The 25,462-nt window shown below is 61.9% G+C and carries 22 protein-coding genes; 5 read left to right on the top strand and 17 right to left on the bottom strand.

Annotated elements, in window-relative coordinates; genetic code table 11:
- Positions 1-2: 2 nt before the first annotated feature.
- The 11 genes from OX459_RS26545 to OX459_RS26495 all read right to left on the bottom strand — a co-directional run bounded on the left by OX459_RS26545 (position 3) and on the right by OX459_RS26495 (position 11,145).
- Positions 3-128 (bottom strand): hypothetical protein, encoded by a 126-nt coding sequence (locus OX459_RS26545; RefSeq protein WP_255206293.1) that lies wholly within the window; start codon positions 126-128, stop codon positions 3-5.
- The gene (locus OX459_RS26540; RefSeq protein WP_289907237.1) at positions 128-1,342 is read right to left on the bottom strand and encodes an MFS transporter; all 1,215 of its coding nucleotides are present in this window, start codon (positions 1,340-1,342) and stop codon (positions 128-130) included. The genes OX459_RS26545 and OX459_RS26540 overlap by 1 nt, the downstream gene beginning before the upstream one ends.
- A gap of 11 nt (positions 1,343-1,353) precedes the next feature.
- On the bottom strand, positions 1,354-2,343 hold the full coding sequence (locus OX459_RS26535) for a Gfo/Idh/MocA family oxidoreductase (protein ID WP_289907236.1): 990 nt from the start codon (positions 2,341-2,343) through the stop codon (positions 1,354-1,356).
- A gap of 1 nt (position 2,344) precedes the next feature.
- Positions 2,345-3,163: a DUF3025 domain-containing protein gene (locus OX459_RS26530; RefSeq protein ID WP_289907235.1), complete on the bottom strand. Its 819-nt coding sequence runs from the start codon at positions 3,161-3,163 to the stop codon at positions 2,345-2,347.
- Between the two features lie 7 nt (positions 3,164-3,170).
- Positions 3,171-4,223, bottom strand: coding sequence for a dihydroorotase (gene pyrC / locus OX459_RS26525; RefSeq protein WP_099666203.1), 1,053 nt, complete (start codon positions 4,221-4,223; stop codon positions 3,171-3,173).
- 151 nt (positions 4,224-4,374) lie between these two features.
- Entirely contained in the window at positions 4,375-5,823 is a 1,449-nt protein-coding gene (locus OX459_RS26520) for an amidohydrolase family protein (RefSeq protein ID WP_289907233.1), read from the bottom strand.
- Between the two features lie 31 nt (positions 5,824-5,854).
- Positions 5,855-6,580, bottom strand: a complete 726-nt coding sequence (locus OX459_RS26515) for an amino acid ABC transporter ATP-binding protein (protein WP_099666201.1) — start codon at positions 6,578-6,580, stop codon at positions 5,855-5,857.
- A gap of 19 nt (positions 6,581-6,599) precedes the next feature.
- Positions 6,600-7,292, bottom strand: coding sequence for an ABC transporter permease subunit (locus OX459_RS26510; RefSeq protein WP_099666200.1), 693 nt, complete (start codon positions 7,290-7,292; stop codon positions 6,600-6,602).
- A 1-nt stretch (position 7,293) separates the two neighbouring features.
- Entirely contained in the window at positions 7,294-8,043 is a 750-nt protein-coding gene (locus tag OX459_RS26505; protein ID WP_077409318.1) for an amino acid ABC transporter permease, read from the bottom strand.
- A 99-nt stretch (positions 8,044-8,142) separates the two neighbouring features.
- Positions 8,143-9,099, bottom strand: a complete 957-nt coding sequence (locus OX459_RS26500) for an amino acid ABC transporter substrate-binding protein (protein WP_099666199.1) — start codon at positions 9,097-9,099, stop codon at positions 8,143-8,145.
- A gap of 195 nt (positions 9,100-9,294) precedes the next feature.
- Positions 9,295-11,145: an ABC transporter ATP-binding protein/permease gene (locus OX459_RS26495; protein WP_289907231.1), complete on the bottom strand. Its 1,851-nt coding sequence runs from the start codon at positions 11,143-11,145 to the stop codon at positions 9,295-9,297.
- A 61-nt stretch (positions 11,146-11,206) separates the two neighbouring features.
- Between OX459_RS26495 and OX459_RS26490 the strand changes: the two genes are divergently transcribed.
- On the top strand, positions 11,207-11,647 hold the full coding sequence (locus OX459_RS26490) for an acyl-CoA thioesterase (RefSeq protein WP_052139932.1): 441 nt from the start codon (positions 11,207-11,209) through the stop codon (positions 11,645-11,647).
- Between the two features lie 42 nt (positions 11,648-11,689).
- On the top strand, positions 11,690-13,282 hold the full coding sequence (locus tag OX459_RS26485; protein WP_289907230.1) for an alkaline phosphatase D family protein: 1,593 nt from the start codon (positions 11,690-11,692) through the stop codon (positions 13,280-13,282).
- On the opposite strand, the gene OX459_RS26480 is transcribed toward OX459_RS26485, so the two are convergent.
- Positions 13,279-14,145: a LytTR family DNA-binding domain-containing protein gene (locus tag OX459_RS26480; protein WP_289907229.1), complete on the bottom strand. Its 867-nt coding sequence runs from the start codon at positions 14,143-14,145 to the stop codon at positions 13,279-13,281. The two genes, OX459_RS26485 and OX459_RS26480, sit on opposite strands and share 4 nt — an antisense overlap.
- 158 nt (positions 14,146-14,303) lie before the next feature.
- Here OX459_RS26480 and OX459_RS26475 point away from each other — a divergent pair, with 158 nt between their 5' ends.
- The gene (locus OX459_RS26475; RefSeq protein WP_289907228.1) at positions 14,304-15,476 is read left to right on the top strand and encodes an acyltransferase family protein; all 1,173 of its coding nucleotides are present in this window, start codon (positions 14,304-14,306) and stop codon (positions 15,474-15,476) included.
- Here the strand turns inward: OX459_RS26475 and OX459_RS26470 are convergent.
- From OX459_RS26470 to OX459_RS26455, 4 genes are all read right to left on the bottom strand, one after another.
- A complete protein-coding gene (locus tag OX459_RS26470; protein WP_289907227.1) occupies positions 15,473-17,155 on the bottom strand; it encodes a long-chain-fatty-acid--CoA ligase in 1,683 nt (560 codons plus the stop codon). The genes OX459_RS26475 and OX459_RS26470 overlap by 4 nt on opposite strands.
- A gap of 55 nt (positions 17,156-17,210) precedes the next feature.
- Complete coding sequence (locus tag OX459_RS26465) at positions 17,211-18,893, bottom strand: long-chain fatty acid--CoA ligase (RefSeq protein ID WP_099666194.1); 1,683 nt, start codon at positions 18,891-18,893, stop codon at positions 17,211-17,213.
- 276 nt (positions 18,894-19,169) lie between these two features.
- The gene (locus tag OX459_RS26460) at positions 19,170-20,219 is read right to left on the bottom strand and encodes an aminopeptidase (RefSeq protein ID WP_289907226.1); all 1,050 of its coding nucleotides are present in this window, start codon (positions 20,217-20,219) and stop codon (positions 19,170-19,172) included.
- 2 nt (positions 20,220-20,221) lie between these two features.
- On the bottom strand, positions 20,222-22,297 hold the full coding sequence (locus OX459_RS26455) for a molybdopterin oxidoreductase family protein (protein WP_289907225.1): 2,076 nt from the start codon (positions 22,295-22,297) through the stop codon (positions 20,222-20,224).
- A gap of 207 nt (positions 22,298-22,504) precedes the next feature.
- Here OX459_RS26455 and OX459_RS26450 point away from each other — a divergent pair, with 207 nt between their 5' ends.
- Positions 22,505-23,698, top strand: a complete 1,194-nt coding sequence (locus OX459_RS26450) for a M20 aminoacylase family protein (RefSeq protein ID WP_099666191.1) — start codon at positions 22,505-22,507, stop codon at positions 23,696-23,698.
- Position 23,699: 1 nt separating this feature from the next.
- Here OX459_RS26450 and OX459_RS26445 read toward each other — a convergent pair whose 3' ends face one another.
- The gene (locus tag OX459_RS26445; RefSeq protein WP_289907366.1) at positions 23,700-24,584 is read right to left on the bottom strand and encodes an NAD(P)-dependent oxidoreductase; all 885 of its coding nucleotides are present in this window, start codon (positions 24,582-24,584) and stop codon (positions 23,700-23,702) included.
- 119 nt (positions 24,585-24,703) lie between these two features.
- On the opposite strand from OX459_RS26445, the gene OX459_RS26440 reads away from it, so the two are divergent.
- Positions 24,704-25,264 carry an acyloxyacyl hydrolase gene (locus OX459_RS26440; RefSeq protein WP_077408864.1) on the top strand — a complete coding sequence of 187 codons (561 nt, stop codon included), beginning with the start codon at positions 24,704-24,706 and terminating at the stop codon, positions 25,262-25,264.
- The last annotated feature ends 198 nt before the right edge of the window (positions 25,265-25,462 follow it).

Raw genomic sequence — 25,462 nt, 5'->3', positions numbered from 1 at the left:
CCCTACATGCACATCCAGAAGCGGTTCGCCAGGTCCAGCATGAAGTCGGGCCGCAGATAGGCCAGGAAGACGAGAGCCAGCAGCGCGGCGCCAGCCAGGCGCCATAGCCAGGTGCGCCAGCTGGCCATTACGCGGCCACCACCACGCGCTTGACGGCGCGCTCGTCGATGGGCAGGTTGATCAGCGCGGCCAGCAAGCCCAGGCCGATGGTGATCATCCACACGATGTGGTAACTGCCCTGGTGCTCGTACAGATAGCCGCCCAGCCACGCGCCAAGGAAACTGCCCACCTGGTGCGAGAAGAACACCATCCCCGCCAGCATCGACAGATGCTTCACGCCGAAGATGCCGGCGATGATGCCGTTCGTCAGCGGCACGGTCGACAGCCACAGCACACCCATGCCGGCGGCGAACAGGTACACGGACCACGCCGACAAAGGCGCCAGCAGGAACACGGTGATGACCACGGCGCGCGTCACGTAGATGGCCGACAGCAGGTAGCGCTTGGCGATCTTGCCACCGAGTTTGCCCGCATAGTAGGAGCCGACAATGTTGAACAGGCCGATCAACGCCAGCGCCGTGACGGCGATGTTCGGATTCATCAGGCCCTGGTCCTTCAGGTAGGCCGGCAAGTGCACGCCGATGAACACCAGCTGGAAGCCGCACACGAAATACCCTGCCAGCAGCAGCCAGAACGAACGGCTGGCGATGGCTTCGCGGAAGGCGGCGCCCACGCTTTGCTGCGGGCCGCTGGCGTGCGACACGGGCGGTTCGCGCAAGTAGAAGGCCATCGGGATCATGGCCAGCAGCACCAGCGCGGCCAACACATAAAAGGCGTTTTGCCAGCCCACGGCGGAAATCAGTTGCTGCTCGACCGGCATCATCAGGAACTGGCCGAAGGAGCCGGCCGCCGACGAGATGCCGAAGGCCCACGAGCGCTGCTCGGGCGGCGCGCTGCGGCCGATGATGCCGCTGATGGCGCCAAAGGCCGTGCAGGCCAGCGCCAGGCCGATGAAGATGCCGGAACCGACGATGAACAGCGTGGGCTGCGTCACGAGCGCCATCCACACCAGGCCCGCCATGTAGCTGATGGCGCCGACGATGACGACGCGCATGGTGCCGAAACGGTCGGCCGCCATGCCGGCGAACGGGCCGAAGACGCCCCACATCAGGTTTTGCATGGCCAGCGCCAGCGAATACGTTTCGCGCGTCCAGCCATTCGCTTGCGAGATCGGCTGCATCCAGAAACCCAGGCCATGGCGCACGCCCATCGCCAGGGTCAGCACGACGCCGCTGGCGATGAGGACGGTTTTCAGGCTGGGGCGGGATGAGTGCAATGTCATGGGATTCCTGGTTACGCCTGGTCGGCGCTGTAAACGAGGCCGATCTGGCCACGCATGGTGTCAAGGTTGTGCATCAGCGCCACGCTATCCACATGCGGCATGACAGGGCTTTCCAGCAAGCCGGCGCGGATGCAGCGCATCGCTTCGATCGCCTCGTGCGCATAGCCGTTGCCCAGGTGCGGCGCGGCGACGACGCGGCGTGCGCCATCCATCGTTTCGACGATCAGGTGGTCGGGCTTGTAAAAACGGTTGGGCAGGCGAATCCGCCCCAGGCTGCCGGAAATGGTCATTTCCGTCGGCGTTTGCGCGCGCAGGCTGCAGGCGCAGGACGAGGTGCCCCCGCCCGCGTGCCGCAGCGAGAACACGACCTGTTCATCGACGCCGGTGGCGCCCATCTCGGCCAGCGCCTGCACCTGCGATACGGGGCCGAGGAAGAAGGCCGCCATCGACAACGGATAGATGCCCACGTCGAGCAGCGCGCCGCCGCCGAGTTCCGGATTGAACATGCGGTGCTCGGGCGGGAAATTGGCGACAAAGCCGATGTCGGCCTGCACCTGCTGCAGCACGCCGATTTCGCCGCTGGCGATGATGCGCTGCGCTTCCTGCACGGCGGGCAGGAAACGGCTCCACATGGCTTCCATCAAGAACAGTTTTTTGTAGCGTGCCAGGTCGACCACGGCCTGCGCTTCGCGCGCATTCATGGTGAACGGTTTTTCGCACACGACGTGCTTGCCGGCGGCCAGGCACAGCATGGCATTTTCAGCATGCAGGGTGTGCGGCGTGGCGATATAGATCACATCCACGTCCGGGTCCATGGCCAGCGCCTGGTAGGAACCGTGGCAACGCTCGATGCCGAATTCGGCGCCGAAGGCCTGTGCGCCAGTCTCGCTGCGCGAAGCCACCGCCACCAGTTGCGCACCGGGTGCATCGCGCAAGCCATTGGCCATCGCGCGGGCGATCTTGCCGGTGCCGAGGATGCCCCAGCGGACGGTATTTTCCATGCTATTGATCTCTTTCTGCGCCAGCCACCTTGCGCTTCGGGCGGAACACCGCCGCGTCATTGTAAAAATCGTCGTCCTGTCCCTCGCACCAGCCGGGCAAACCGAGCACGGGCAGCGGCGTGAAGTCCGCCGTGGTGAGGCTTTGCTGCGCCAGGTCCTGCGCCACCCGCTCGTCGAGCCAGGCGCGGCGTGCCGCATCGTCCAGGGTGAAATAGGCGTCGCCGGCGAAGATCACGCGCGTATGCGCCGTGATGGCCTTGCGCGGCACCACCAGTTTTTCCATCAGCGCGTGGCCGAACAGCCAGACCTCGGCGTCGCCGCCGGCGTCAAACTTGTCGCGCTGCGCAATGAACGCGCTGCGCCAGTCATGCCCGCGCAGCGCCGCATCCAGCGCGCGCCCCGCATCGCTGTCGCGCAGCACCAGCAGGGCGGAATTTTCGTCAAAAATCGTCGCGCCGTCGCGTGCGGGACCGCGCGATTTGCCGACGCCGGACAGGGCGATCTGCGCCGCCTGCAGCGCGTTCAGCTGCCGCTTGATGCGCGGGAAGGTGAGCCACACGAGCGCGTTGAAAAAATCGTGCAGATTGTCGCGCGTGGGCACGCCGCCCGTCGCGCCGATGAACTCCTCGTAGGCGACGCCATCGGGCAGGTCCGCTTGCGGCACGAAAGCCAGCGGCAGGCCGGAGGGATTGCGCAAGTCCAGCGCCCGTGCCCGGCCGTTCAACGCGGCGATCACCGTGTCGCGCTGCAGGTCCAGCTGCCGTCGCGCCGGCAGCACCGTGGCAAACCAAGGGCGGGTCCAGTCTATCGATGGCAGCATGGAGTGATTACACCATTTTCCAGTTGATCTGCTCGCCCGCATTGAGCGGAATCACATGGCTGTCGCCCAGCGGCAGCGAAGCTGGCAAAGTCCAGCTTTCGCGCTTCAGGGTGATGGTGTCCGTATTGCGCGGCACGCCGTAGAAGGCGGGGCCGTGGAAGCTGGCGAACGCTTCCAGCTTGTCGAGTGCGCCGGCCCGTTCGAACGCTTCGGCATACATTTCCATCGCATGCAGGGCCGTGTAGCAACCGGCGCAGCCGCAGGCCATTTCCTTGGCGCCTTGGGCGTGCGGCGCCGAATCGGTGCCGAGGAAGAAGCGCTCGTCGCCGCTGGCGGCCGCCGTCATCAGCGCCAGGCGGTGCTCTTCGCGCTTGAGGATGGGCAGGCAGTAGTAATGCGGGCGGATGCCACCCTTGAAAATCTCGTTGCGGTTGTACAGCAGATGGTGCGCCGTGATGGTAGCGGCGATCGGGCCTTCCGCTTCGGCCACGTACTGCGCCGCATCCTTGGTGGTGATGTGTTCGAACACGACGGACAGGGCCGGGAAGGCGCTGCGCAGCGGGCGCATCACGCGCTCGATGAAGACGGCTTCGCGGTCGAAAATATCGATCTCCGGATCCGTCACTTCGCCGTGCACGAGGAAGGGCATGCCCACTTCCTGCATCACTTCGAGCACCTTGTAGCAATTTTTCAAATCCGTCACGCCCAGGTCGGAATTCGTCGTGGCGCCGGCCGGATACAATTTGACGGCCTGCACGATGCCGCTATCCTGCGCGCGGCGGATTTCGTCGGGCGAGGTGTTGTTCGTCAGGTACAGCACCATCAGCGGATCGAAGTTCACGCCTTGCGGCACGGCGGCCAGGATGCGCTCGCGATAGGCGGCGGCATCGGCCGTGGTGGTGACGGGCGGTTTCAGGTTCGGCATGACGATGGCGCGGCCGAACTGGCGCGCGCTATGCGGCAGCACGCTGGCCATGACGGCGCCGTCGCGCAGGTGCAAATGCCAGTCATCCGGACGGGTGATGGTGATGGAAGCGGGGGTGTGATCGAGTGTGGACATGGCGGCTGCTCTCAGGCGGTCATTGCGGATAGCGCCATTTTACCAGCCGCGGGGCCGTCCCGCCGGCCAGGATCACCTGTATGCGCGGCCTCCCGGACGGCAAAACGGCCGGTATGCGCCGGCCGTTTTCAATATCAAGAGTACACGCGAATCAGGATTTGGCCTGCGGCTCTTCCTGCTTCGCCACCCAGGCGCGAATATCGGCCAGCATCCGGTCCAGCGCGGCGCGGTCGTACACCTGGCCACGACTGACCACCAGGCGGATCTGGCGCGTGGCGCCGATGTCCTGCAGCGGATTCGCGTCGAGCACCAGCAGGTCGGCCGCCTTGCCTGCCGCCACGCTGCCATAGCGATCCAGCTTGCCCATGAAGCGGGGGCCGTTGATGACGGCCGACTGCAAGGCTTGCTGCGGCGTCAAGCCATACTGCACGTACAGGCCGATTTCATCGTGCAAGGCCTGGCCCGGGTAGTCGAAGGAATTCAAAAAGCCCGCATCCGTGCCGGCGATGATGCTCATGCCCTGCTGCTGCAAAATCGGCAGCAGCTTTGCCGATTGCTCGAACTGCGCGTGACGCAGGGCGATCGCTTCCGGGCCATCCTTGGCGGCGCGCTGCACGCGCCAGTCGTAGGTGGCGCGCAAGCCCTTGCCGATGTATTGCAGGGCCGGATCGTGCGTGTGATCTTCGCGGTCCAGGTAAGCCGTCACGCGCGAACCCCACAGGGTAGGCACGATGGCCGTGCCGCGCGCGGCCAGGTAGCTGGAGGCCTTGCGCGCCGTCGGTTCGTCGTAGCTTTGCACGCTTGCATGCATGGCCTCCTTGCCCGTCATCGTGCCGGCGGCCACCTTGTCCGTCAGCTCCTGCTCGCGCGGCGTGGTGGCGCGCAGCAGATACGATTGATGTTCAATCGTTCCCAGGCCTGCATCGGCCATCTGCTCCAGTGTGAGCTGCACAGGGATATGGCCCGAGGTGCGCATGCCCCGTTCGCGCGCCTGGCGCAGCGCTTCCAGGTACAGCTCAGGCTTCAGCGTGTTTTCCGTGATCTTCACGAAGTCCACTTGCTGCGCCTGCAGGCCGTCGAGCGCACGCGTGACTTCCTGCGGCGTGCCCACTTCGATGGTGCCCTTCCACAGCGGCTTGATGCCTTCCAGCTTGGCGCCCGACGTGAAGATGGTCGGCCCTTGCAACTGACCTGCGTTGATCTGCCGGCGCCATGCCAGCACCGTGTCGGGCAAGTCGCCCGAGCAGTCGCGCACCGTGGTGATGCCGTGCGCCAGGTACAGGGGCAGCAACTGCTTGTTCTCGTCGATCAGCTCGGGGCCGCCGCCAAAGTGCACATGCGTGTCCCACAGGCCCGGCATCAGGTATTTTCCGGGCAGGCGGATGGTCTGCTTCGGCGCATAGCTGCGCAACTGCGCGTCGTCGACGACGGCGACGATGCTGTCGCCCTTGAGCAGCACGGTCTTGCCGTTGACGGCGCGACCGCCGGCAACGTCGATCAGGGTGGCGTCGCGCAAGGCGATGTCAACGGCGATCTTGTCGGCCGCGTGGGCATGGGCGAGCAGGCCCAGCGCCAGCATGGCGCCGGCTATTTGTTTCATGACAGGCATTCGTACTCAACTTCAAAAAAAATTAATGGATGATCTTGGCCAGGAAGTCGCGCGCGCGGTCCGAGCGCGTCGTGTTGAAGAAGTCATCCTTGCTGCAATCCTCGATGATCTTGCCCTGATCCATGAAGACGATGCGGTTGGCCACGCGCTTGGCAAAGCCCATTTCGTGCGTGACGACCATCATCGTCATGCCTTCCTGCGCCAGGCCTACCATCACGTCGAGCACTTCGTTGATCATTTCGGGGTCCAGCGCCGACGTGGGTTCGTCGAACAGCATGGCGATCGGGTCCATCGACAGCGCGCGGGCGATCGCCACGCGCTGCTGCTGGCCGCCCGACAGCTGGCCCGGGAACTTATCCTGCTGCGACAGCAGGCCCACGCGGTCCAGGTACTTCAAGCCCTTGGCATTGGCTTCGTCGGCGCTGCGGCCCAGCACCTTGATCTGGCCGATGGTGAGGTTTTCGCGGATCGACAAATGCGGGAACAGCTCGAAATTCTGGAACACCATGCCGATGCGCGCGCGCAGTTTCGACAAATTCGTTTTCGGATCGTTGACGCTGATGCCGTCGACGATGATCTGCCCCTGCTGGATAGGCTCAAGGCCGTTGACGGTCTTGATCAGGGTCGACTTGCCGGAGCCGGAAGGGCCGCAAATGACCATCACGTCGCCCTTGGCGACATTGGTGGTGCAGTCGGTCAGTACCTGGAACTGGCCATACCATTTGCTGACGTTATTGAGTTCAATCATCTTGTTCTTTCTTTTTCGGTTAGCGAATGATGGCGACGCGTTTCTGCAGGCGTTTTACCAGGAACGACAAGGCATAGCACAGCACGAAATACACGACGGCGACAAACACGTACATCTCCACCAAGCGGCCGTCGCGCTGGGCGATCTTCGAGGCGGCGCCGACAAAATCGGGAATCGACAGCACGTACACGAGCGACACGTCCTGGAACAGCACGATGGTCTGCGTCAGCAGCACGGGGATCATGTTGCGGAACGCTTGCGGCAGCACGATGCTGCCCATGGTTTGCCGGTAGTTCATGCCCAGCGCCTGGCCGGCCCACACCTGGCCACGCGGAATCGACTGTATGCCGCTGCGCATGATCTCGCAATAATAGGCTGCCTCGAACATGATGAAGGTGATCAGCGCGGAAGGAAACGCGCCCACTTTCACGGGTTCGTTCGCGCCGATGACCCAGGCGGCGATATACGGCACCAGGAAGTAGAACCAGAAGATCACCAGCACCAGCGGGATCGAGCGTATCAGGTTGACGTAGCTCGATGCCACGCCCGAAACGATGCGGTTGCCGGACAGGCGCATCAGCGCCAGCAGGGTGCCCAGCACGATGCCGCCGACCATGGCCAGCGCCGTCAGTTTCAGGGTGAAGACCATGCCGGTCTGGAACAGGTAGACCCACGAGCGGGAGATGACATCGAAGTCGAAATTACCGAACATATCAATGTCCTCCCGTCTTGGCGCCGGCGACGATGAAGCCCGGGATGGCGACCTTTTTCTCGATCAGGTGCATCAGCACCACCACCAGCAGGTTGACGACGACGTAGATGATGGTGGCGGCCGAAAACGCCTCGAATACCTGGAAGGAAAACTCCTGGATGGCGCGCGCGCTGGCCGTCAATTCGATCAGGCCGATGGTCAGCGCCACGGAACTGTTCTTGATGATGTTCAAAAATTCGCTGGTCAGCGGCGGCATGATGACGCGCGCGGCCATCGGCAGCAAAATGAAGCGGTAGGTTTGCGGCAGGGTCAGGCCCAGCGCCGTGCCGGCCAGTTTCTGCCCGCGCGGCAGCGCCTCGATGCCCGTCGTTACCTGCACGGCCACGCGCGACGAAGTAAAGAATCCCAGGCACAGCACGGCCGTGACGAACGGCGCATTCGGCAGCGACTTGACCCAGGCACCCAGGTCAGGCGGCAGCAACTCCGGCATGACGAAATACCAGAGGAACATCTGCACCAGCAGCGGCACGTTGCGGAACAATTCAACGTAGGCATTGGCCACGCCCACCAGCCATTTGTTCGGCAGGGTGCGGATGGTGCCGATCACCAGGCCCAATATCAGCGCCATGATCCACGCCGCACCGGCCGTGGCCAGGGTCCAGACGAGGCCAGACCACAGGGTGTCCATGTACGTGCCCACGCCATCGGGAGAAATCTCCCAGAAAATGCGCCAATTCCAGTTGTAATTCATGATCATCCTTCCATGCAGCTCAAGGAAAGCGGCTTGTCCGCCACCCGTCCCGTAAATAAAACGGGAGGCTTGCGCCCCCCGATTTGTTACGCACTCTTGTTATTTTTTCCGTTTGTCCGAGGTCTTCTGCGCTTCCGGTACGGCCGCATACGCAGCCGGGTCGCCCGAATCGGTCGGATTCGTGAAGACCGCCTTCAATTGCGGCGGCATGGGAAATTTCAGGTTGATGTTTTTCGGCGGGATCGGCGAGGTAAACCATTTCGCGTAGATGCGGTTGATATCGTCGCTCTTGTACAGGCGGATCAGCGCGTCATCGACCACTTTCTTGAAGGCGGGATCGCCCTTGCGCAGCATGATGCCGTACGGCTCGACCGACAGCGCTTCCTTGGTGATTTCGTAGTCGTTCGGGTTTTTCGAGTTGGCCACTTGCGACGCCAGCAGGATATCGTCGTTGGCTTCGGCCACCGCGCGGCCCGTTTCCAGCATCAGGAACGATTCAGGGTGGTCCTTGCCGACGGCAATCGTCATGCCCAGGTTTTTTTCCTTGTTCAGGATGGTCATCTGCTTGATGGTCGACGTGCCTGCCGTGGCGACCAGGGTCTTGCCGCGCAAGTCTTCCAGGGTCTTGATGTTCGAGGTTTTTTTCGACAGCACGCGGTTGCCGATGACGAACATGGTGGGGGCGAATGCCACCTGCTGCTGGCGTTCCAGGTTGTTCGTCGTCGAGCCGCATTCGAGGTCGATGGTGCCGTTGGCCATCAGCGGGATGCGGTTGGCCGACGTGACGGGGCTCATCACCACTTTCAGTTCGCTTAGGCCCAGGTGCTTTTGCAGGGCCGTGACGACTTTCATGCACAGGTCGATCGAATACCCCTGGTATTGCTGCTTGTCATCGAGATAGGAGAAAGGCACGGAGCCGTCGCGCACGCCAAGGGTGACGGAACCGGCTTTCTTGATCTTGGCCAAGGTGCCGGTCAATTCCTGAGCCTGGACTGGCGACATGCTGCTGATGACACCGACGCTGAGCAGCGTGGCGATGATTTTGGTCAATTTCATAAATTCTCCTGGGCGGACAAACCGGATGGACTCCGAACGAAACAACTGTGGTGCAGACGCCACCAATGGAATTAATTTTATTTCATTTTCAGCGCTGGACTAGCCGTTTTCTGCGATTGCCCGCAAATAGGCGCTATACGCGCGCCTGAATCGGCGCGGCTGTAGCATTTTTCCTACTGATTTCGCCTTCCCGATTTATTTTGCCGGCGCCAGCCCCGCCAACTCGTCCTCTTGCGCCTCGTCGTCCATATTTGCCTGCTGGCGTTGCCACATCTGCGCGTACAGGCCATCGAGCGCCAGCAATTGCGGATGCGTGCCCCGCTCGACGATGCGGCCATGGTCGAGCACCAGGATTTGCTGGGCATCCGCCACCGTCGACAGGCGGTGCGCAATGACCAGGGTGGTGCGGTTTTTGGCGATGTCCTTCAGCTGCGACTGGATCGCCTGCTCGGCCTTGGAATCGAGCGCCGAGGTGGCTTCGTCGAAGATCAGGATGGCCGGGTCTTTCAGCAAGGTGCGGGCGATGGCCACGCGCTGCTTTTCGCCGCCCGACAGTTTTAGCCCTCGCTCGCCCACCATGGAGTTGTATCCATCTGGCAAGCTTTCAATAAAATCATGGATCGATGCCGCTTTCGCCGCCGCCACGATGGCTTCCTTGCTGGCGCCCGGCTTGCCGTAGGCGATGTTGTATTCGATGGTGTCGTTGAACAGCACTGTATCCTGCGGCACGATGCCGATGGCCGCGCGCAGGGAATCCTGCGTGATGGCGCGCAAGTCCTGGCCATCGATGGTGATGCCGCCGCCATCGACTTCATAGAAGCGGAACAGCAAACGCGACAGGGTCGACTTGCCCGAGCCGCTATGCCCCACCACGGCCGTCGTGGTGCCGGCGGGAATCTGGAAATCCACGTCGAACAGGATTTGCCGCTTGGCTTCATAGCTGAAATCCACATGCGCAAAGCGCACGGCAGCGCCCCGCGTGACGAGCGGCTTGGCTTCCGGCGTATCGGCGATTTCGCGATTCTCGTTCAGCAGCGAAAACAGGCGTTCCATGTCGGCCAGGCTTTGCTTGATTTCGCGGTAAATGACGCCCAGGAAATTGAGGGGAATATACAGCTGGATCATGAAGGCGTTCACCAGCACCAGGTCGCCCAGGGTCATCGTGCCGGCGATCACGCCCACCGTGGCGCGCCACAGGATCAGGGTAACGGCCGTGGCGATGATCAGCGACTGGCCCGTATTGAGCAGGGACAAGGAAGTCTGCGATTTCACGGCGGCCGATTCATAGCGCTGCAAGCCCTCGTCGTAGCGCTTCGCCTCGTAATCCTCGTTACCGAAATACTTGACGGTTTCATAGTTGATCAGCGAATCGATGGCCTTGGTATTCGCCTTGGAATCGAGGTCGTTCATGGTGCGGCGGAAATGCGTACGCCAGTTCGTCACCAGCACGGTAAACGCGATGTAGGACACCAGCGCCACCGCCGTGATCACGGTGAACCAGATGTCGTAGTGCAAGACCAGATAGCCGAGCACGAGGGTGATTTCCACCAGGGTCGGCAGGATGTTGAACAGGGTGTAGGAAATGAGCGAGCCCACGCTGCGCGTGCCCCGCTCGATGTCACGCGTCATGCCGCCCGTCTGGCGGTTCAAGTGAAAGCGCAGGGACAAGGCATGCAGGTGGCGGAACACTTGCAGGGCGATGGTGCGCACGGCCCGCTGCGTGACCCGCGCGAACAGGAATTCGCGCAATTCCGTAAACAGGGTGGTCGACAGGCGCAGCAAGCCATACGCCACCAGCAAGCCGACCGGCAATACCAGCAGCGCCTGCGGATGGGCCGCCGTGATCGTCATCGCATCGACGAGTTTTTTCAGGATCAGGGGCACGCCCACGTTGGCCAGCTTGGCGCCCACCAGGCATAGCAGCGCCAGCAGCACCCGCCATTTGTAGACCCAGAGATACGGCAGCAAGGTCTTGATGGTGGCGAAATCGCTGTGGCTGGCGGAGGCTGGCGAGCGGGGCGGAGGGGGAGTCTGGGAACGGCGCATGGCGAAGGTCGGCTTTTTATGGTTCAATCGGGGCAATTGTAGCCTTTCATGAGAATAAAAGATGAGCACCTCCCCCGACCGTCCCGACAACTGCCTCGCCTCCGGCCTGCCCGCCGGAAAAATGCCGGAATTGCGCATGATGCCAGCGCCGTCCGACGCCAATGTGTACGGCGACGTGTTCGGCGGCTGGATCATGGCGCAGGTCGATATCGCCGGTTCCCTGCCGGCCACGCGGCGCGCCAACGGCCGTGTCGCCACCATCGCCGTCAACTCCTTCGTCTTCAAAAACCCCGTCTTCGTCGGCGATCTGCTCTCCTTCTACGCCGACATCGTCAAGGTTGGCAATACCTCGATCACCGTCAATGTCGAGGTGTATGCCGAACGCAACCGCCTGCAGGCGTGCATCGTGAAAGTCACGGAAGCCACCCTGATCTATGTGGCGACGGACTCCGACCGCAAACCGCGCAAAGTGCCGCCGATCGAGACCTTGCTGTCGCCTTGATTGTCGCTGTTACATTAATCCCACGTTTTATTTTCAGACGGCATGGATAGCCAGCGCCGCATCTTCCTGCAGAGCGCCGCCCGCATCGGTGCGCTGGCCGCCGCCGGCAGCGTGCTGTCCGGTTCCAGCGCGAGCGCCGCCACGCGCCTGAATGGCGCCGGCTACCCGTTTGCGCTCGGCGTCGCTTCCGGCTCGCCCTTGCCGGACGCCGTCGTGCTGTGGACGCGCATCTGCTACGACCCGCTGCATGCCAGCGCCACGCCCGCCATCGCCCTGAACGTGCGCTGGGAAGTGGCGGACGACGAGGCGTTCCGGCGCATCGCCGCCAAGGGCCAGGCCACGGCCACGCCCGCCCTCGCGCATAGCGTGCACGTCGATGTGGGCGGCCTGGCGCCCGGGCGCTGGTACTGGTACCGCTTCATGCTGGGCGACGCCGTCAGCCCCGTGGGCCGCACGCGCACGGCGCCCGAGCCCGGCGCCATGCCTTCTTCGCTGAAACTGGCCGTCGCCTCGTGCCAGCACTGGGAATTCGGCGCCTACGCGGCGCACCGGCACATCGCCGCCGCCGCACCCGACCTGGTGGCCTTCCTTGGCGACTACATCTACGAATGGGGTCCATACCAGCTGCAGCACCCGAGCCGGGCCGTGCGCACGCATGAAAGTTTTACTCTGGACGACTACCGCGCCCGCTATGCGCAATACAAGAGCGACCGCGACTTGCAGGGTGCACACCTGGCGGCGCCGTGGATCGTCACCTGGGACGACCATGAAGTGGCCAACGATTACGGCAATGACCGCGACGAATTGCTCACGCCTGCCTTTTTGCAGCGCCGCGCGGCCGCCTACCAGGCATTTTATGAACACATGCCGCTGCGCCTGCTGCCGCTGGGCCGGAGGGGCTTTGTCGACATGCGCATCTACCAGCGCTATGACTGGGGCCGCCTGGCGCGCTTCCACGTGCTGGACGACCGGCAATACCGCGCCTACCATGCGTGCGCCAAGCCGGGCCGCGGCGGCTCGAATTCCGTTACCACGCGTAACTGTCCCGACTTGCGCAAGCCCGAACGCACGATGCTGGGCGAGGAACAGCAGCGCTGGCTGCAAGCCGGCCTCGATGATTCGCCTGCGCGCTGGAACATTTTGGCCCAGCAAACCCTGATGGCGCAATCGAGCCAGGTGCCCATCCTGCGGCCCGGTGACGAACGCATCTGGACCGATGGCTGGGATGGCTATCCGATGGCGCGCCAGCACTTGCTCGACGCCTTGCGCAGCAGCAAGGCCAGCAACCCGCTGGTGCTGTCGGGCGACGTGCACACCTTTTATGCCACCGAACTGAGCCGCAACGCCATGCGCCCTGCCGGCAAGGATAATCCCGTGCTGGCCACCGAGTTTTGCGGTACCTCAATCACGTCGAGTTCCCGCCCGCAGGCACGCACGGAGCAGTACGTGGCGATGAACCCGCACATCCGCTACGGACGCAGCGACAAGCGCGGCTATATGTTGCTGGACATCACGCCGGAGAAAACCACGGCCCTGTTCCTGGGCCTGGAGAACGTGCGCGACAGCGCGTCGGCCATCGCGACACTGGCCAGTTTCACCGTCCAGGACGGCAAGGCTGGCGTACAACGCATCTAGCCTATGCTTTTCAAGGCGTCGCGGTAGCGCCGGCTGACGGGCACTTCGCCGCCCGTGGACAGCACCGCGCGCGCATCGCCCGACTCCAGCGGCACGATGCTCCGCACAAAATCGAGGTTGACGATGTAACTGCGGTGCACGCGCAGGAAGCGCTTGCCGTCGAGGCGGCGCTCAATGGCCGCCATGGTCGAGCGCAGCGGATAGTCGTGGCCGCGCACATGCAGATTCACATAATTGCCCCACGCCTGTATCCACTCGATTTCAAAGGCCGGCAGCAGAAAATCCTTGCCCAGCTTGCGCACCAGAAAACGTTCCGGCTGCTGCACCGGTTCCACGGCAGGCCCTTCATCGGGTTCGCCCAGCAAGGTCGCTTCGCCTTGCCAGCGCATCAGCAGCAACTGGTAAAAGCCCGTGAACAATAAAATGGAGAAGTAAGTACGTACATCCTTGATATATTCATACGGCAACTCGCGCCACCAGTTACCGAAATCGTAGTCGCTGCCGGCGCTCCAGTAAGCCAGTTTGCGCAAGGCCACCATGGCCAGCACATGCACGAGGCTGTAGACCAGCGACGCGGCCAGGTGCCAGCGCAGGTTCTGGCGCTGGAAAACCAGGTGCAAGGGGCGAAACTGGTTAGCCAGGATCACCACCGGTACCAGCGCCAGCAGCACCAGGTTGCTGCTCCACTCCCACACGGCCACTTCCCATAAGGGCGTATCGAGCCCGGCGCGCACGCGGTCGGCCCAGCTGATCCAGCAGTTGAGCGACGTTTGCAGCAGATACAGGACGATCCAGAAAGCTGGCTCGGCGATCTGGCGCCAGCGTTGATATCGTTGCAACAAATCGGTGGAAGACAGGCGCATGGTGACGGACAGTGAATAAGTTGCATGATTGTAAGGTCCCAAAGCCGTCCCAGCGCCACCGCTCGTCACAAACAGCCAGCGATTGATCACTTTTCGCTGGTTCGCCCCGTGCGGCCTGCCTATGCTGAGGCATTCCCTGACCGACGGACCCCACGACCATGACCACAGATTCCCGCCGTTACGATATCGATGCCTTGCGCTTTCTTGTCTTCAGCCTGCTGATCGTCTACCACACGGCCATGCTGTACCTGGATGGCGCCGCCTTCCACATGAAAAGTACTTACTTGACGGAAACATTGAACTTTCCCATGGTCTTTATCAACCGGTGGCGCATGGAAATCGTGTTCCTTGTTTCCGGCGTGTCCTGCGCCATGATGACGCAGGCGTCCAGGGGTGCGTTCCTGTGGCGCCGGGTCAAGCGCCTGTTGCTGCCCTTGCTGTTTGGCGTGCTGGTGGTGATCCCCGTGCAACCGTATTGCGAGGGCGTCAGCAACGGCCTGGTCGAACCTGGCTATGGACCATTCCTGCTGCATTACTTTGGCGGCTACGCCTGGCCGGCCGGCGCATTTACGGGCTGGAAAACCAGTTTTACGTGGAACCATCTGTGGTATCTGGTGTACCTGCTGCTGTACACCATCGTACTGGTGGCCTTGCAGCCGCTGCTGGCCAAGGCAAGACCGCTGTTTGCGGGCCTGCGCGGCTGGCGCCTGCTGGTCCTACCCGCCCTGCCAACGCTGGCGGCAACGGCTTTCCTGAAGCTGCGCTATCCGGAAACCCATGCGCTGCTCAAGGACTGGTACGCGCACGCCATCTATTTCACCATGTATCTGTATGGCTGGTGGCTGGGCAATGACAAGGGAGTGTGGCAGGAACTGGCGCGCTTGCGCTGGCAGGCGCTGCTGCTGGCGCCCTGCGCGTTTGCCGTGTATCTGGGTTTTGACCTGGTGGCTTCGGAAAACCTGCTGACCTGGGCCTCGTTTGGCTCCTGGCCTATGCGCAACCTGTACATGTGGCTGGCCATCTGCGCCATCCTGGGCTGGTCGCACACCTTGCTGAATAAACCGTTTGCCTGGCTGCCATGGGCGCGCCAGGCCGTCTTTCCCTGGTACATCTTGCACCAGAGCGCGATCGTACTGCTGGCCTACTGGCTGGTGCCGTTGCAGCTGGGCCCCGTGCTCGAGCCGCTGCTGATCTTGGCAGGCACGGTGGCGACCTGCTGGCTGGGGACGTCGCTGCTGATCAGCAAGGTGAGCTGGCTGCGTCCCTGCTTCGGCTTGCCCGCCCGGCCACGGCAAGCCGTGGCGGCGGACACAGCCCTGGCGGCGAGTTAAGCCGCTTTCTTTTCGTCGCGCAATTGACGGCGCAAGATCTTGCCGACATTGGTTTTCGGCAATTCATCGCGGAACTCGATGTATTTCGGCTTCTTGTACGCCGTCAACTCATGCTTGCAATGCTCGCGGATCTGTTCCACCGTCAGGTTCGGATCCTTGCGCACGACAAACACTTTCACGGCTTCGCCCGAGTTGGCATCCGGCACGCCGATGCAGGCGCATTCCAGCACGCCCGGGCACGACGCAACCACGTCTTCCACTTCATTTGGATACACATTGAAGCCGGAAACGATGATCATGTCTTTCTTGCGGTCCACGATCTTCACGTAGCCGCGCTCGTCCATGACGCCCACGTCGCCCGTCTTGAAATAGCCGTCGGCCGTCATCGACTTGGCTGTCTCGTCCGGACGCTGCCAGTATCCCGCCATCACTTGCGGGCCGCGCACGGCGATCTCGCCCGGTTCGCCCAGCGGCACTTCCACGCCATCGTCGTTCAAAATCGCCACTTCCGTCGACGGGAAAGGCAAGCCGATGGTGCCCGTGAATTCCGTGATATCGACGCGGTTACCCGTCACCACAGGCGACGTTTCCGACATGCCATAGCCTTCGATCAGCGGGCAGCCCGTCAATTTCAGCCAGCGCTCGGCCACATTGCGCTGCAAGGCCATGCCGCCGCCATTGCACACTTTATAGCTGGAAAAATCGAGCTTGGCGAAGTCGGCATTGTTCAGCAGCGCGTTATACAGAGTATTAACTGCCGGGAAGACGATGATCTTGTGCTTGGACAATTCCTTGACGAAACCGGGAATATCGCGCGGGTTGGGGATCAGCACGCTCATGCCGCCCAGGCGCATGCCCATCAGGGCGCTGACCGTCAGCGAATAGATGTGATACAGGGGCAAGGCGCACATGAAGCCCATTGAGGTCGCACGCATTTCCTTGGTCATCACGGGCGACATCCACGCCTCGTTTTGCAGCACGTTGGCGATCACGTTACGGTGCAACAACATCGCGCCTTTCGACACGCCCGTCGTGCCGCCCGTGTACTGCAGGAAGACGATATCGTCATGTCCCTGCTGCACCGGCGTCAAGGTCAAACGGGAACCCTCGGCCAGCATCTTGTTGAAGCCGATGGCGCCCGGCAAGGAAAACGCGGGCACCATTTTCTTGATCTTGCGCACGACGAAGTTGACGATGGCGCCCTTCAAGCCACCGAGCAAGTCGCCCATGGTGGCGACGATCACATGCTTGACCTGGGTGTGCGGCAATACCTGTTCCACCGTGGTGGCGAAGTTTTCCAGCACGATGATCGCTTCGCTGCCCGAATCGATCAACTGGTGCTGCAATTCGCGCGGCGTGTACAGCGGATTGACGTTCACCACGGTGTAGCCGGCGCGCAAGATCGCCGCCATGGCCACCGGATACTGCAACACGTTCGGCAACATGATCGCCACGCGCGCGCCCGCTTGCAGGCCCTTGCTTTGCAGCCAGGCCCCCATCTGCTGCGACAACTGGTCAAGCTCGCGGTAGGTGAGGAATTTATCCATGCACACGAAGGCGTTGCGGTCCGCATATTTCTGGAACGACTCTTCCAGCAAATGCGTGACGGAACGGTATTGCGTGCAATCAATCTCTGCGGGAACGCTGTCCGGGTACGACTTCAACCAAATCTTGTCCATCTCGCCTCATCTTTATCTGTAAAAGGGACGCGCCTCCTGGCGCATCTCACACTGTTTATGCTGCTATCTTTGTTTCGTCACGCAGGGCGCGACGCAAAATCTTGCCGACGTTGGTCTTCGGCAGTTCATCGCGGAACTCGATGTATTTCGGCCGCTTGTAACCCGTGAATTGTTCCTTGCAGTACGCGGCCAGCACTGCCTGGGTCAGGTTCGGATCCTTGCGCACGACAAACACTTTTACGGCCTCGCCCGAGTGTTCGTCCGGCACGCCCACGCAGGCGCACTCGAGCACGCCAGGATGGGCCGCGATGACGGCTTCGACTTCGTTCGGATACACATTGAAGCCGGAGACGAGAATCATGTCTTTCTTGCGGTCGACAATTTTCACGTAGCCGCGCTCGTCCATGATGCCCACGTCGCCCGACTTGAAGTAGCCATCGGGGGTCATGACCTTGGCCGTCTCGTCGGGACGGTTCCAGTAGCCGCTCATCACTTGCGGGCCACGGATGGCGATCTCGCCCGTCTGGCCCAGCGGCACTTCCTTGCCGTCGTCGTCGAGGATGGCGATGTCGGTCGAGGGCACGGGCAAGCCGATGGTGCCGGAAAACGCCGTGCTGTCGGCGCGGTTGCAGGTGGCGACAGGCGACGTTTCCGACAAGCCATAGCCTTCGATGATGGACACGCCCGTCACTTGCAGCCACTTGTCGTTGACGGCTTGCTGCACCGCCATGCCGCCGCCATTGGCGATCTTCAAGCCCGAGAAATCGAGCTTGGCAAAATCGGGGTGGTTCACCAGCGCGTTATACAAGGTATTGACCGCTGGCAGCAGGTTGAATTTGTACTTGCCCAGCTCCTTGATCAAGCCCGGAATATCGCGCGGATTCGGGATCAGGATATTCAGGGCGCCCACGCGCGTGCCCCACATCGCGCACGCCGTCAGCGCAAAGATATGGTACAGCGGCAAGGCGCAGACGACGATCATCTGTTCCTTGCTGTTCTGGTCGAGCGCCGCGCCCGACCACGCTTCGCTCTGCAGCACATTGGCGATCACATTGCGGTGGCTCAAGGTTGCGCCTTTCGACACGCCCGTCGTGCCGCCCGTATATTGCAGGAAGGCAGCGTCATGGACGCTCAGCTCGACGGGCGTGAGTTTCATGCGGCTGCCCAGCGCCAGCGCCTGCTTGAAGCGCATGGCGTTCGGCAAGGAATACGCGGGCACCATCTTCTTGACATTGCGCACGACAAAATTGACGATCATGCCCTTCAAGCCGCCGAGCATTTCGCCCATGCTGGCGACGACGACATGCTTGACGGCCGTCTTGCCCAGCACCTGTTCCAGGGTATGGGCGAAGTTTTCCAGCACGATGATGGCTTCGCTGCCCGAATCATTGAGCTGATGCTCGAGTTCGCGCGGCGTATATAAAGGGTTGACGTTGACCACCGTGTAGCCGGCGCGCAGCACGGCAGCGATCGCCACCGGATACTGCAGCACGTTCGGCATCATCAGGGCGACACGCGCCCCCTTCTTCAGGCCGCGGCTTTGCAGCCAGGCGCCCAGCTGGCGCGAATAGGTGTCGAGTTCGGCATAGGTGAGGAATTTGTCCATGCAGACATAGGCATTGCGATCCGCATATTTCTGAAACGCTTCTTCCAGCAAATGCACCAGCGAACGATATTGATCAGGATCGATGTCGGCGGGGACGCCGGGAGGATACGACTTCAGCCAAATTTTTTCCATCCTGTGCCTCTTGTCTCGAATAATCGTGGGGGAGCCGGCGCACCCTGCCGGCGCGGATCATTGCTGCGGATTCTGTCGTCCTGCAGTCAGTTTGAGCATTCTGACGAGCAATTGCTCTATGCTACTAATGCGATGCTATCGGGCGCCGGGCTTCCATGCAAGCGCTTTCAACAGTATTCGAGCGGCAACTCTAGGGGTATTTTGTGCTGCACTGCAACATGATAAATACGCTGTTGCAGGATCGTTCGCCTTGCCGTCCGGGACAATCTTTACGGGTCACGGGCTGGACAATTGTTCCAGCGCCTGCCTGCGCTCAGGCTTCTTGATCTGGGCCATTGTGTGCACTGCAGCATAAAAAGCACGAAAGTTCTTTTTTTCTTCCAGCAATTTTTTGAAGGCCGGCAAAAATTCATTGTAGGTAGACACGGAAGCCAGGTGCGCATTGCTCAACGGCTGCTCGATCCAGCGGTCGTAACCGGCAAAACCACCCCAGTTTTGCTTCAGGACCTGATACGCTTCTTGCAATGCCGCAAATACCTGCGCCTTGCGCACGCGCTTGTCCGCATCGCTGGCGGCGCTCGCATACACGGTTTCCAGTTCGCCCCGGTATTTCAATAGCAAGGCCAGGAAATCCTGGCGCCGCGCCGCATACTGGGCATACGCCGCGCGCATGCTGTCATTGCCCTCGCGCGCCAGCCAGCGCTGCACGCCGGCCTCTTCCACGGCACTGGCAAACGACTCGTTGAAGGCCGAGTCGCCAGGCACGTACACCACCTGGTGCGCCAGCTCATGGAAGATCAGGCGCGCCAGTTCCGCATCGTTGTAATTGATAAAGGTCGACAGCAGGGGATCGTCGAACCAGCCCAGGGTGGAATACGCGGGCACGCCACCCACCTGGACGTCGTAATGCTGGGCTCGCAACTCGTCGGCATACGCGAGCGCCTCCTCCTTGCTGTAATAGCCGCGATAGCTGACGCAGCCGGCGATGGGAAAACACCATTGCAGCGGCTGCAGCGACAATTCCGGCGTGGCCACCACGTTCCACAGCACAAACGGGCGCCGCAATGCCGCATAGTTCTTGTAGCTGCCATTGTCGGGCAAGTCCAACTCGCTGACGGCAAAGCGGCGGATCTGCTGCGCCTTGGCCAGGCGCACTTTCAGGCGCGGCTCGGTGGCGGGGTCATCGAGCCAGTCGCCGATGGGACGCGCGCCGGACCACAGGGCATATTGCCCCTGCGCCGCTTGCGTGTAGTAGCGCAACTGCGTGCAGCCGCCCAGCAGCAGGCATACCGTGCCGACGAGCAAGCGGGCCGGCCAGCGCGCCATGGTCAGGCAGCCTTTTCCACTTCGACCAGCGTATCGTAGAAGGTCGGCGCGCGGCCCATGTCCGTCAAGCGCTGGCTGGTCACTTCGTTGGCGTTCTTGCCGTCGCTGGCGAGTTTCTTCCACCACACGGACAAGCCCACGACCAGGCCCCGTCGCGCCTTGTCCGTCACCCTGGCCTTGGCCACAAAGCTGCCGCGGTCATTGAAGATGCGCACCATGTCACCGGCCACGATGCCGCGCGCGGCGCCATCGTCGGGATGGATATCGAGGTGGGGCTCGCCTTCGGCCGCGCGCAGGCTTTTCACGTTCACGAAGGTGGAATTGAGGAAATTGCGCGCCGGCGGGGAAATCATGGCCAGCGGATAACGGGCCGCCAGCGCGGGATTGCTGGCCAGCGATTCATGCGGCGCGATATACGTGGGCAAGGGATCGAGGCCCGCCAGCGCCATGGCTTCCGAATACAACTCGCACTTGCCCGATGGCGTGGGGAAACGCCCCTCGGCAAATGGCGCTTCCGGCATGGCCAGCTTTTGCCAGCCCGTGCGTTTCAGCGATTCCCAGTCGAAATGCACGGCGCGCGCATCCGTCGCATCGAATGCCTTGGCCGCCAGCGCATCGTCACTTTCCTGGAAGCACGGGTCATCAAAGCCCATGTATTGGGCCAGCAGGCGGAAGATTTCCGTATTCGCCTTCGCTTCGCCCAGCGGCGCCACGGCCGCATTGTTGGCCATCATGTACAGGTGGCCATAAGTGGCATGCGTATCGACGTGTTCCAGCTGCGTGGTGGCGGGCAACACGATGTCGGCGTAATCGACGGTATCGGTCTGGAAATGTTCGAGCACGACCGTAAACAAGTCTTCACGGGCAAAGCCCTGCGCCACTTTCGAGGAATCGGGCGCCACCGCCAGGGGATTCGAGTTGTAGACGATCACGGCCTCGACTTGCGGGCCGAAATCGGCAGAACTTTCTTTCAATAAATCGTCGCCGATGGTGCTCATGTTGATGGTGCGCGGCGTGCCTTTGAGCAAATCGGGGCGCTGCAGGGCCTTGCGGTTGATGGGGAAGGAACCCGAGCTCGACAGCTGCATGCCGCCGGCCGGATGGCGCCAGGCGCCCGTCAGGGCGGGCAGGCAGGCGATATTGCGCACGGCCATGCCACCGCCATGCACGCGCTGCACGCCGTAATTGGCGCGGATGGCGGCGCCCTCGCCGGAGCGGCACGCCTGGCCGTACAGGCGCGCCAAGTCGACCACTTCCGTGGCCGTGATGCCGCACACTTCAGCCACCCGTTCGGGCGGCCATTCCAGGGCCCGCTGTTTCAAGGCATCGTAGCCTACAGTGTAGCGCTCGATGTAATCATGATCGAGCAAATCTTCCACAATCAAGACATGCATCAAACCCAGCGCCAGGGCTGCATCGGTCCCCGGCAGCAAGGCGACGTGCTGATGGCACTTTTCCGCCGTCAACGAACGGTAGGGATCGATGGCGATCAGGGTGGCGCCATTGCGTTTGGCTTCCTGCGCGCGCATCCAGAAGTGCAAATTCGAGGCGATCGGGTTGCCGCCCCAGATGATGATCAACTTGGCGTTCTGGAACTGTTCCAGGTCCGTGCCGATGCTGGCGCCCACCGTGTAGCGGTAGCCCGTGGCGCCCGCCGAGGCGCAGATGGTGCGGTCCAGCAAGGAAGCACCGAGCTGGTTGAAGAAACGCGACGACATCGACTCGCCCTGCACCAGGCCCATGGTGCCGCAGTAGCTGTACGGCAAGATCGCCTGAGGATCGCGCGCGGCGATCGGTTTCAAACGGGCCGCGATGGTCTGCAGCGCTTCTTCCCAGCTGATGCGCTCGAACTTTCCTTCCCCCTTCTTGCCCACGCGGCGCAGCGGATGCAGCAGCCGGTCCGCATGGTAGGTGCGCTCCGTGAAACGCGATACCTTGGTGCACAGCACGCCCGCCGTGGTCGGGTGGTCGGGATCGCCCTTGACGGCTGTTGCCACCCCGTCGGTCACGGTGACCAGCAAGGCGCAGGTATCGGGGCAGTCGAGCGGGCAGGCGGCGCGCACTTGGGTGGTGGTCATGGGGGCAATCCAAAAACGTTGGGGGAAGGCGATACTGTAAACCATTCCGCGCGCTTGCTGTTGGCGCCGTGGCAAGCACGTCCGTGCGCTGGATTTACCCGGCAAACAAGGGCTACAATGCACTATTAGCCGCGTCTGTTTTTGATCAAACAAGCGCGGTCCGGCGCGCCATACATTGCTGCGCGCCAGCATCCACAGGAGAGTCCCATGAAACTAGTTGATCCGATCTTGGCGTTTCAATCCGAGCTGCAAGGTATCCGCCGCGACCTGCACGCGCATCCCGAGCTGTGCTACGAAGAACAGCGCACCTCGGACGTGGTCGCCGCCAAACTGACGGAATGGGGCATTCCCGTGGTACGCGGTCTGGGCCGTACTGGCGTGGTCGGCATCATCCAGCATGGCACGTCCAAGCGCGCCATCGGCTTGCGTGCCGATATGGATGCCTTGCCGATGCAGGAAATGAATACCTTCGAGCATGCTTCACGCCATCCGGGCAAGATGCACGCCTGCGGCCACGACGGCCACACGGCCATGCTGCTCGGCGCCGCCCATTACCTGGCGCAACACCGCAACTTCGATGGCACGGTCTACCTCGTCTTCCAGCCGGCGGAAGAAGGCGGCGCCGGCGCGCGCGAAATGATCGAAGACGGCTTGTTTACACGCTTTCCCATGGATGCCATCTACGGCATGCACAACTGGCCGGGCGCGGAAACGGGTACCCTGAGCGTGGTGGAAGGGCCAATGATGGCGTCCAGCAATGAATTCCACGTCACCGTCAAAGGCAAGGGCGCGCACGCGGCCCAGCCGCACAAGGGCATCGACCCCGTCATGGTGGCCGTGCAAATCGCGCAAAGCTGGCAAACCGTCATCACGCGCAACAAGAGTCCGCTCGACACGGCCGTGCTGTCGATCACGCAAATCCATGCGGGCAGCGCCACCAATGTGATTCCCGATGACGCCAGCCTGGTCGGCACCGTGCGCACCTTCACCACACCCGTGCTGGACCTGATCGAAGAACGCATGCGCGACATCGCCGTGCACACGGCCGCCGCCTTTGGCGCGGAAGTCGATTTCCACTTCAAGCGCAACTATCCGCCGCTGGTCAACCACGCGAAGGAAACGGCGTTTGCCGTGGAAGTGATGAAAAGCGTGGTCGGTGCCGACAAGGTCAACGCGAATGTTGAACCGACGATGGGCGCGGAAGACTTCGCGTTTTTCCTGCAGGAAAAAGCTGGCTGCTATATCTTCATCGGCAACGGCGATGGCGAGCACCGCGATGGCGGCCACGGCCTGGGTCCGTGCGTCTTGCACAATGGCAGCTACGACTTCAATGACAATCTGCTTCCCATCGGCGCCAGTTTCTGGGTCAAGCTGGCCGAAGCGAGCCTGCCCGTCACGTAAATCAGCTCAGCTTATCCGGACCGGTGCCCAGGCGCTGGCCCGGATTCAGCGCTTCCAGGGCCAGCAAGGCAGCCGCGTGGTCTGCCGTCGGGTGGCTGGCGGCAAGGGTTTCATAGCGCTGCGTCACCAATTGCGTCACCGGCAAGGTGACCTGGGCCGCTTCCGCTGCCGCGAGGATGTTGTGCATGTCCTTGATCTGGCTTTTCACCTGTCCACCGGCAACAAAATTGCGCTCCAGCATGCGCTGGCCATGCACGTCCAGAATCTTGCTCTCGGCAAAACCGCCGCGTATGGCTGCCCGTACGGCGCTCGCATCGGCGCCGGCCGCCTGCGCCAGCAATAACGCTTCCGCCACGATATTCAGGGTGGCGCCGACGATCAGCTGATTGCACAGCTTGGCAACCTGGCCGCTGCCGGCCGGCCCCACCAGGGTCGGGCGCCCCATGGCCGACAGAATCACTGCAACCCGCGCGTAATCGCTGGTGCTGGCGCCGGCCATGATGGCCAGGGTGCCCGCCTGTGCCCCGCCGACGCCACCCGACACAGGCGCATCGATGAAGGCATGGCCTGCCGCCTGCAAGGCGGCATGAAATTGCTGGGCTTCTGCTTGCTTGGTGGAACTCATATCAACCCAGAGCGCCCCTGCACGCAAGGCTGGCAGCGCCTCTTGCAGCACCTGCGCCACGATGGGCCCGGCTTCCAGCATCGAAATGACGACGTCCGCGTCATTGACCGCCTCGGCCACGGAAACGGCGGGCTGCGCCCCTGCCTCACGCAGGACTTGGGCCTTGCTGTGCGTGCGATTCCAAATTGTGACAGAATATCCAGCGCGCAGCAGGCACCGGACCATCGGATCCCCCATCAGACCGATACCGAGAAATGCGATTTTTGTAGAGAATGTCAATTGAACCTCTGAAATCAAACGGGTGGCGGGAACACTGTGCAAAACTGGGTGTCTGCGCAAACAAGACGAGCCTTACGGCCAATTTTACGATGAAAGCCTCTATGTCCTTCAAGAAGAATATCCTCAAATCCATCGCCGCCGTTGCCGCGCTGATGGCAGCCAACGCCGGCTTTGCCGCCGACGACAAACTGATCGACTCCGTCTACGGCGAATATGCCAAGGGCGTGAAGGTACAAATGGTACGCGCCGGCGTGACCTCGAACTGGGATAAGGCCTGGTTCGTATCGAATGGCACACAACTGAGCGGTTACTGGGATGCCAGCATCGGCGGCTGGGATGGCAAGAGCTATCGCAATGTCCCCGGCCAGCATCAAAAGCTGTGGGACCTGGGCTTTACCCCCGTATTCCGCTTTGAAAACACGAACAAGCTGGGCTTCTATGCGGAAGGCGGCATTGGCGTACACATGCTGTCCAAGCTGTACGATAACGACGATAACCGCCTGTCGACCCACTTCCAGTTCGGCGACCATATCGGCGTTGGCTATATCTTCAATAACAAATGGGAAGTCGCTGCGAAGATCCAGCATTTCTCGAACGGCGGCTACAAGAAACCGAATAGCGGCGTCAATTACATGAATGTCAAAGTCGCTTACCATTTTTAATGGTTATGACAAATGAACAGGGCACCGCGTAGCGGTGCCTTTTTTTACGCCTGTCTGCTGACAAAATCAAACCGCCAGACGTAAAAAAACCCCAACCGGATCACCGGAAGGGGTTTTTTCGAATAACAAGCCTGACGATAACCTACTTTCACACTGGTTGCAGCACTATCATCGGCGCAAAGTTGTTTCACGGTCCTG

The organism is Janthinobacterium sp. SUN026 (assembly GCF_030397625.1).
In the GTDB taxonomy this organism is placed as follows: domain Bacteria; phylum Pseudomonadota; class Gammaproteobacteria; order Burkholderiales; family Burkholderiaceae_D; genus Janthinobacterium; species Janthinobacterium kumbetense.
The sequence above is the reverse complement of the archived record's forward strand: the minus strand, read 5'-3'. Positions and strand labels throughout refer to the sequence as shown.

What these genes read in the sequence shown, in the direction of transcription:
- OX459_RS26450 (WP_099666191.1), top strand. Translation starts at nt 22,505, where the DNA reads ATGAAACTAGTTGATCCGATCTTGGCGTTTCAATCCGAGCTGCAAGGT.
- OX459_RS26500 (WP_099666199.1), bottom strand. Translation starts at nt 9,099, where the DNA reads ATGAAATTGACCAAAATCATCGCCACGCTGCTCAGCGTCGGTGTCATC.
- OX459_RS26530 (WP_289907235.1), bottom strand. Translation starts at nt 3,163, where the DNA reads ATGCTGCCATCGATAGACTGGACCCGCCCTTGGTTTGCCACGGTGCTG.
- OX459_RS26545 (WP_255206293.1), bottom strand. Translation starts at nt 128, where the DNA reads ATGGCCAGCTGGCGCACCTGGCTATGGCGCCTGGCTGGCGCCGCGCTG.
- OX459_RS26470 (WP_289907227.1), bottom strand. Translation starts at nt 17,155, where the DNA reads ATGGACAAGATTTGGTTGAAGTCGTACCCGGACAGCGTTCCCGCAGAG.
- OX459_RS26515 (WP_099666201.1), bottom strand. Translation starts at nt 6,580, where the DNA reads ATGATTGAACTCAATAACGTCAGCAAATGGTATGGCCAGTTCCAGGTA.
- OX459_RS26510 (WP_099666200.1), bottom strand. Translation starts at nt 7,292, where the DNA reads ATGTTCGGTAATTTCGACTTCGATGTCATCTCCCGCTCGTGGGTCTAC.
- OX459_RS26505 (WP_077409318.1), bottom strand. Translation starts at nt 8,043, where the DNA reads ATGAATTACAACTGGAATTGGCGCATTTTCTGGGAGATTTCTCCCGAT.
- OX459_RS26520 (WP_289907233.1), bottom strand. Translation starts at nt 5,823, where the DNA reads ATGAAACAAATAGCCGGCGCCATGCTGGCGCTGGGCCTGCTCGCCCAT.
- OX459_RS26535 (WP_289907236.1), bottom strand. Translation starts at nt 2,343, where the DNA reads ATGGAAAATACCGTCCGCTGGGGCATCCTCGGCACCGGCAAGATCGCC.
- OX459_RS26490 (WP_052139932.1), top strand. Translation starts at nt 11,207, where the DNA reads ATGAGCACCTCCCCCGACCGTCCCGACAACTGCCTCGCCTCCGGCCTG.
- OX459_RS26440 (WP_077408864.1), top strand. Translation starts at nt 24,704, where the DNA reads ATGTCCTTCAAGAAGAATATCCTCAAATCCATCGCCGCCGTTGCCGCG.
- OX459_RS26480 (WP_289907229.1), bottom strand. Translation starts at nt 14,145, where the DNA reads ATGCGCCTGTCTTCCACCGATTTGTTGCAACGATATCAACGCTGGCGC.
- OX459_RS26475 (WP_289907228.1), top strand. Translation starts at nt 14,304, where the DNA reads ATGACCACAGATTCCCGCCGTTACGATATCGATGCCTTGCGCTTTCTT.
- pyrC (WP_099666203.1), bottom strand. Translation starts at nt 4,223, where the DNA reads ATGTCCACACTCGATCACACCCCCGCTTCCATCACCATCACCCGTCCG.
- OX459_RS26455 (WP_289907225.1), bottom strand. Translation starts at nt 22,297, where the DNA reads ATGACCACCACCCAAGTGCGCGCCGCCTGCCCGCTCGACTGCCCCGAT.
- OX459_RS26460 (WP_289907226.1), bottom strand. Translation starts at nt 20,219, where the DNA reads ATGGCGCGCTGGCCGGCCCGCTTGCTCGTCGGCACGGTATGCCTGCTG.
- OX459_RS26465 (WP_099666194.1), bottom strand. Translation starts at nt 18,893, where the DNA reads ATGGAAAAAATTTGGCTGAAGTCGTATCCTCCCGGCGTCCCCGCCGAC.
- OX459_RS26540 (WP_289907237.1), bottom strand. Translation starts at nt 1,342, where the DNA reads ATGACATTGCACTCATCCCGCCCCAGCCTGAAAACCGTCCTCATCGCC.
- OX459_RS26495 (WP_289907231.1), bottom strand. Translation starts at nt 11,145, where the DNA reads ATGCGCCGTTCCCAGACTCCCCCTCCGCCCCGCTCGCCAGCCTCCGCC.
- OX459_RS26485 (WP_289907230.1), top strand. Translation starts at nt 11,690, where the DNA reads ATGGATAGCCAGCGCCGCATCTTCCTGCAGAGCGCCGCCCGCATCGGT.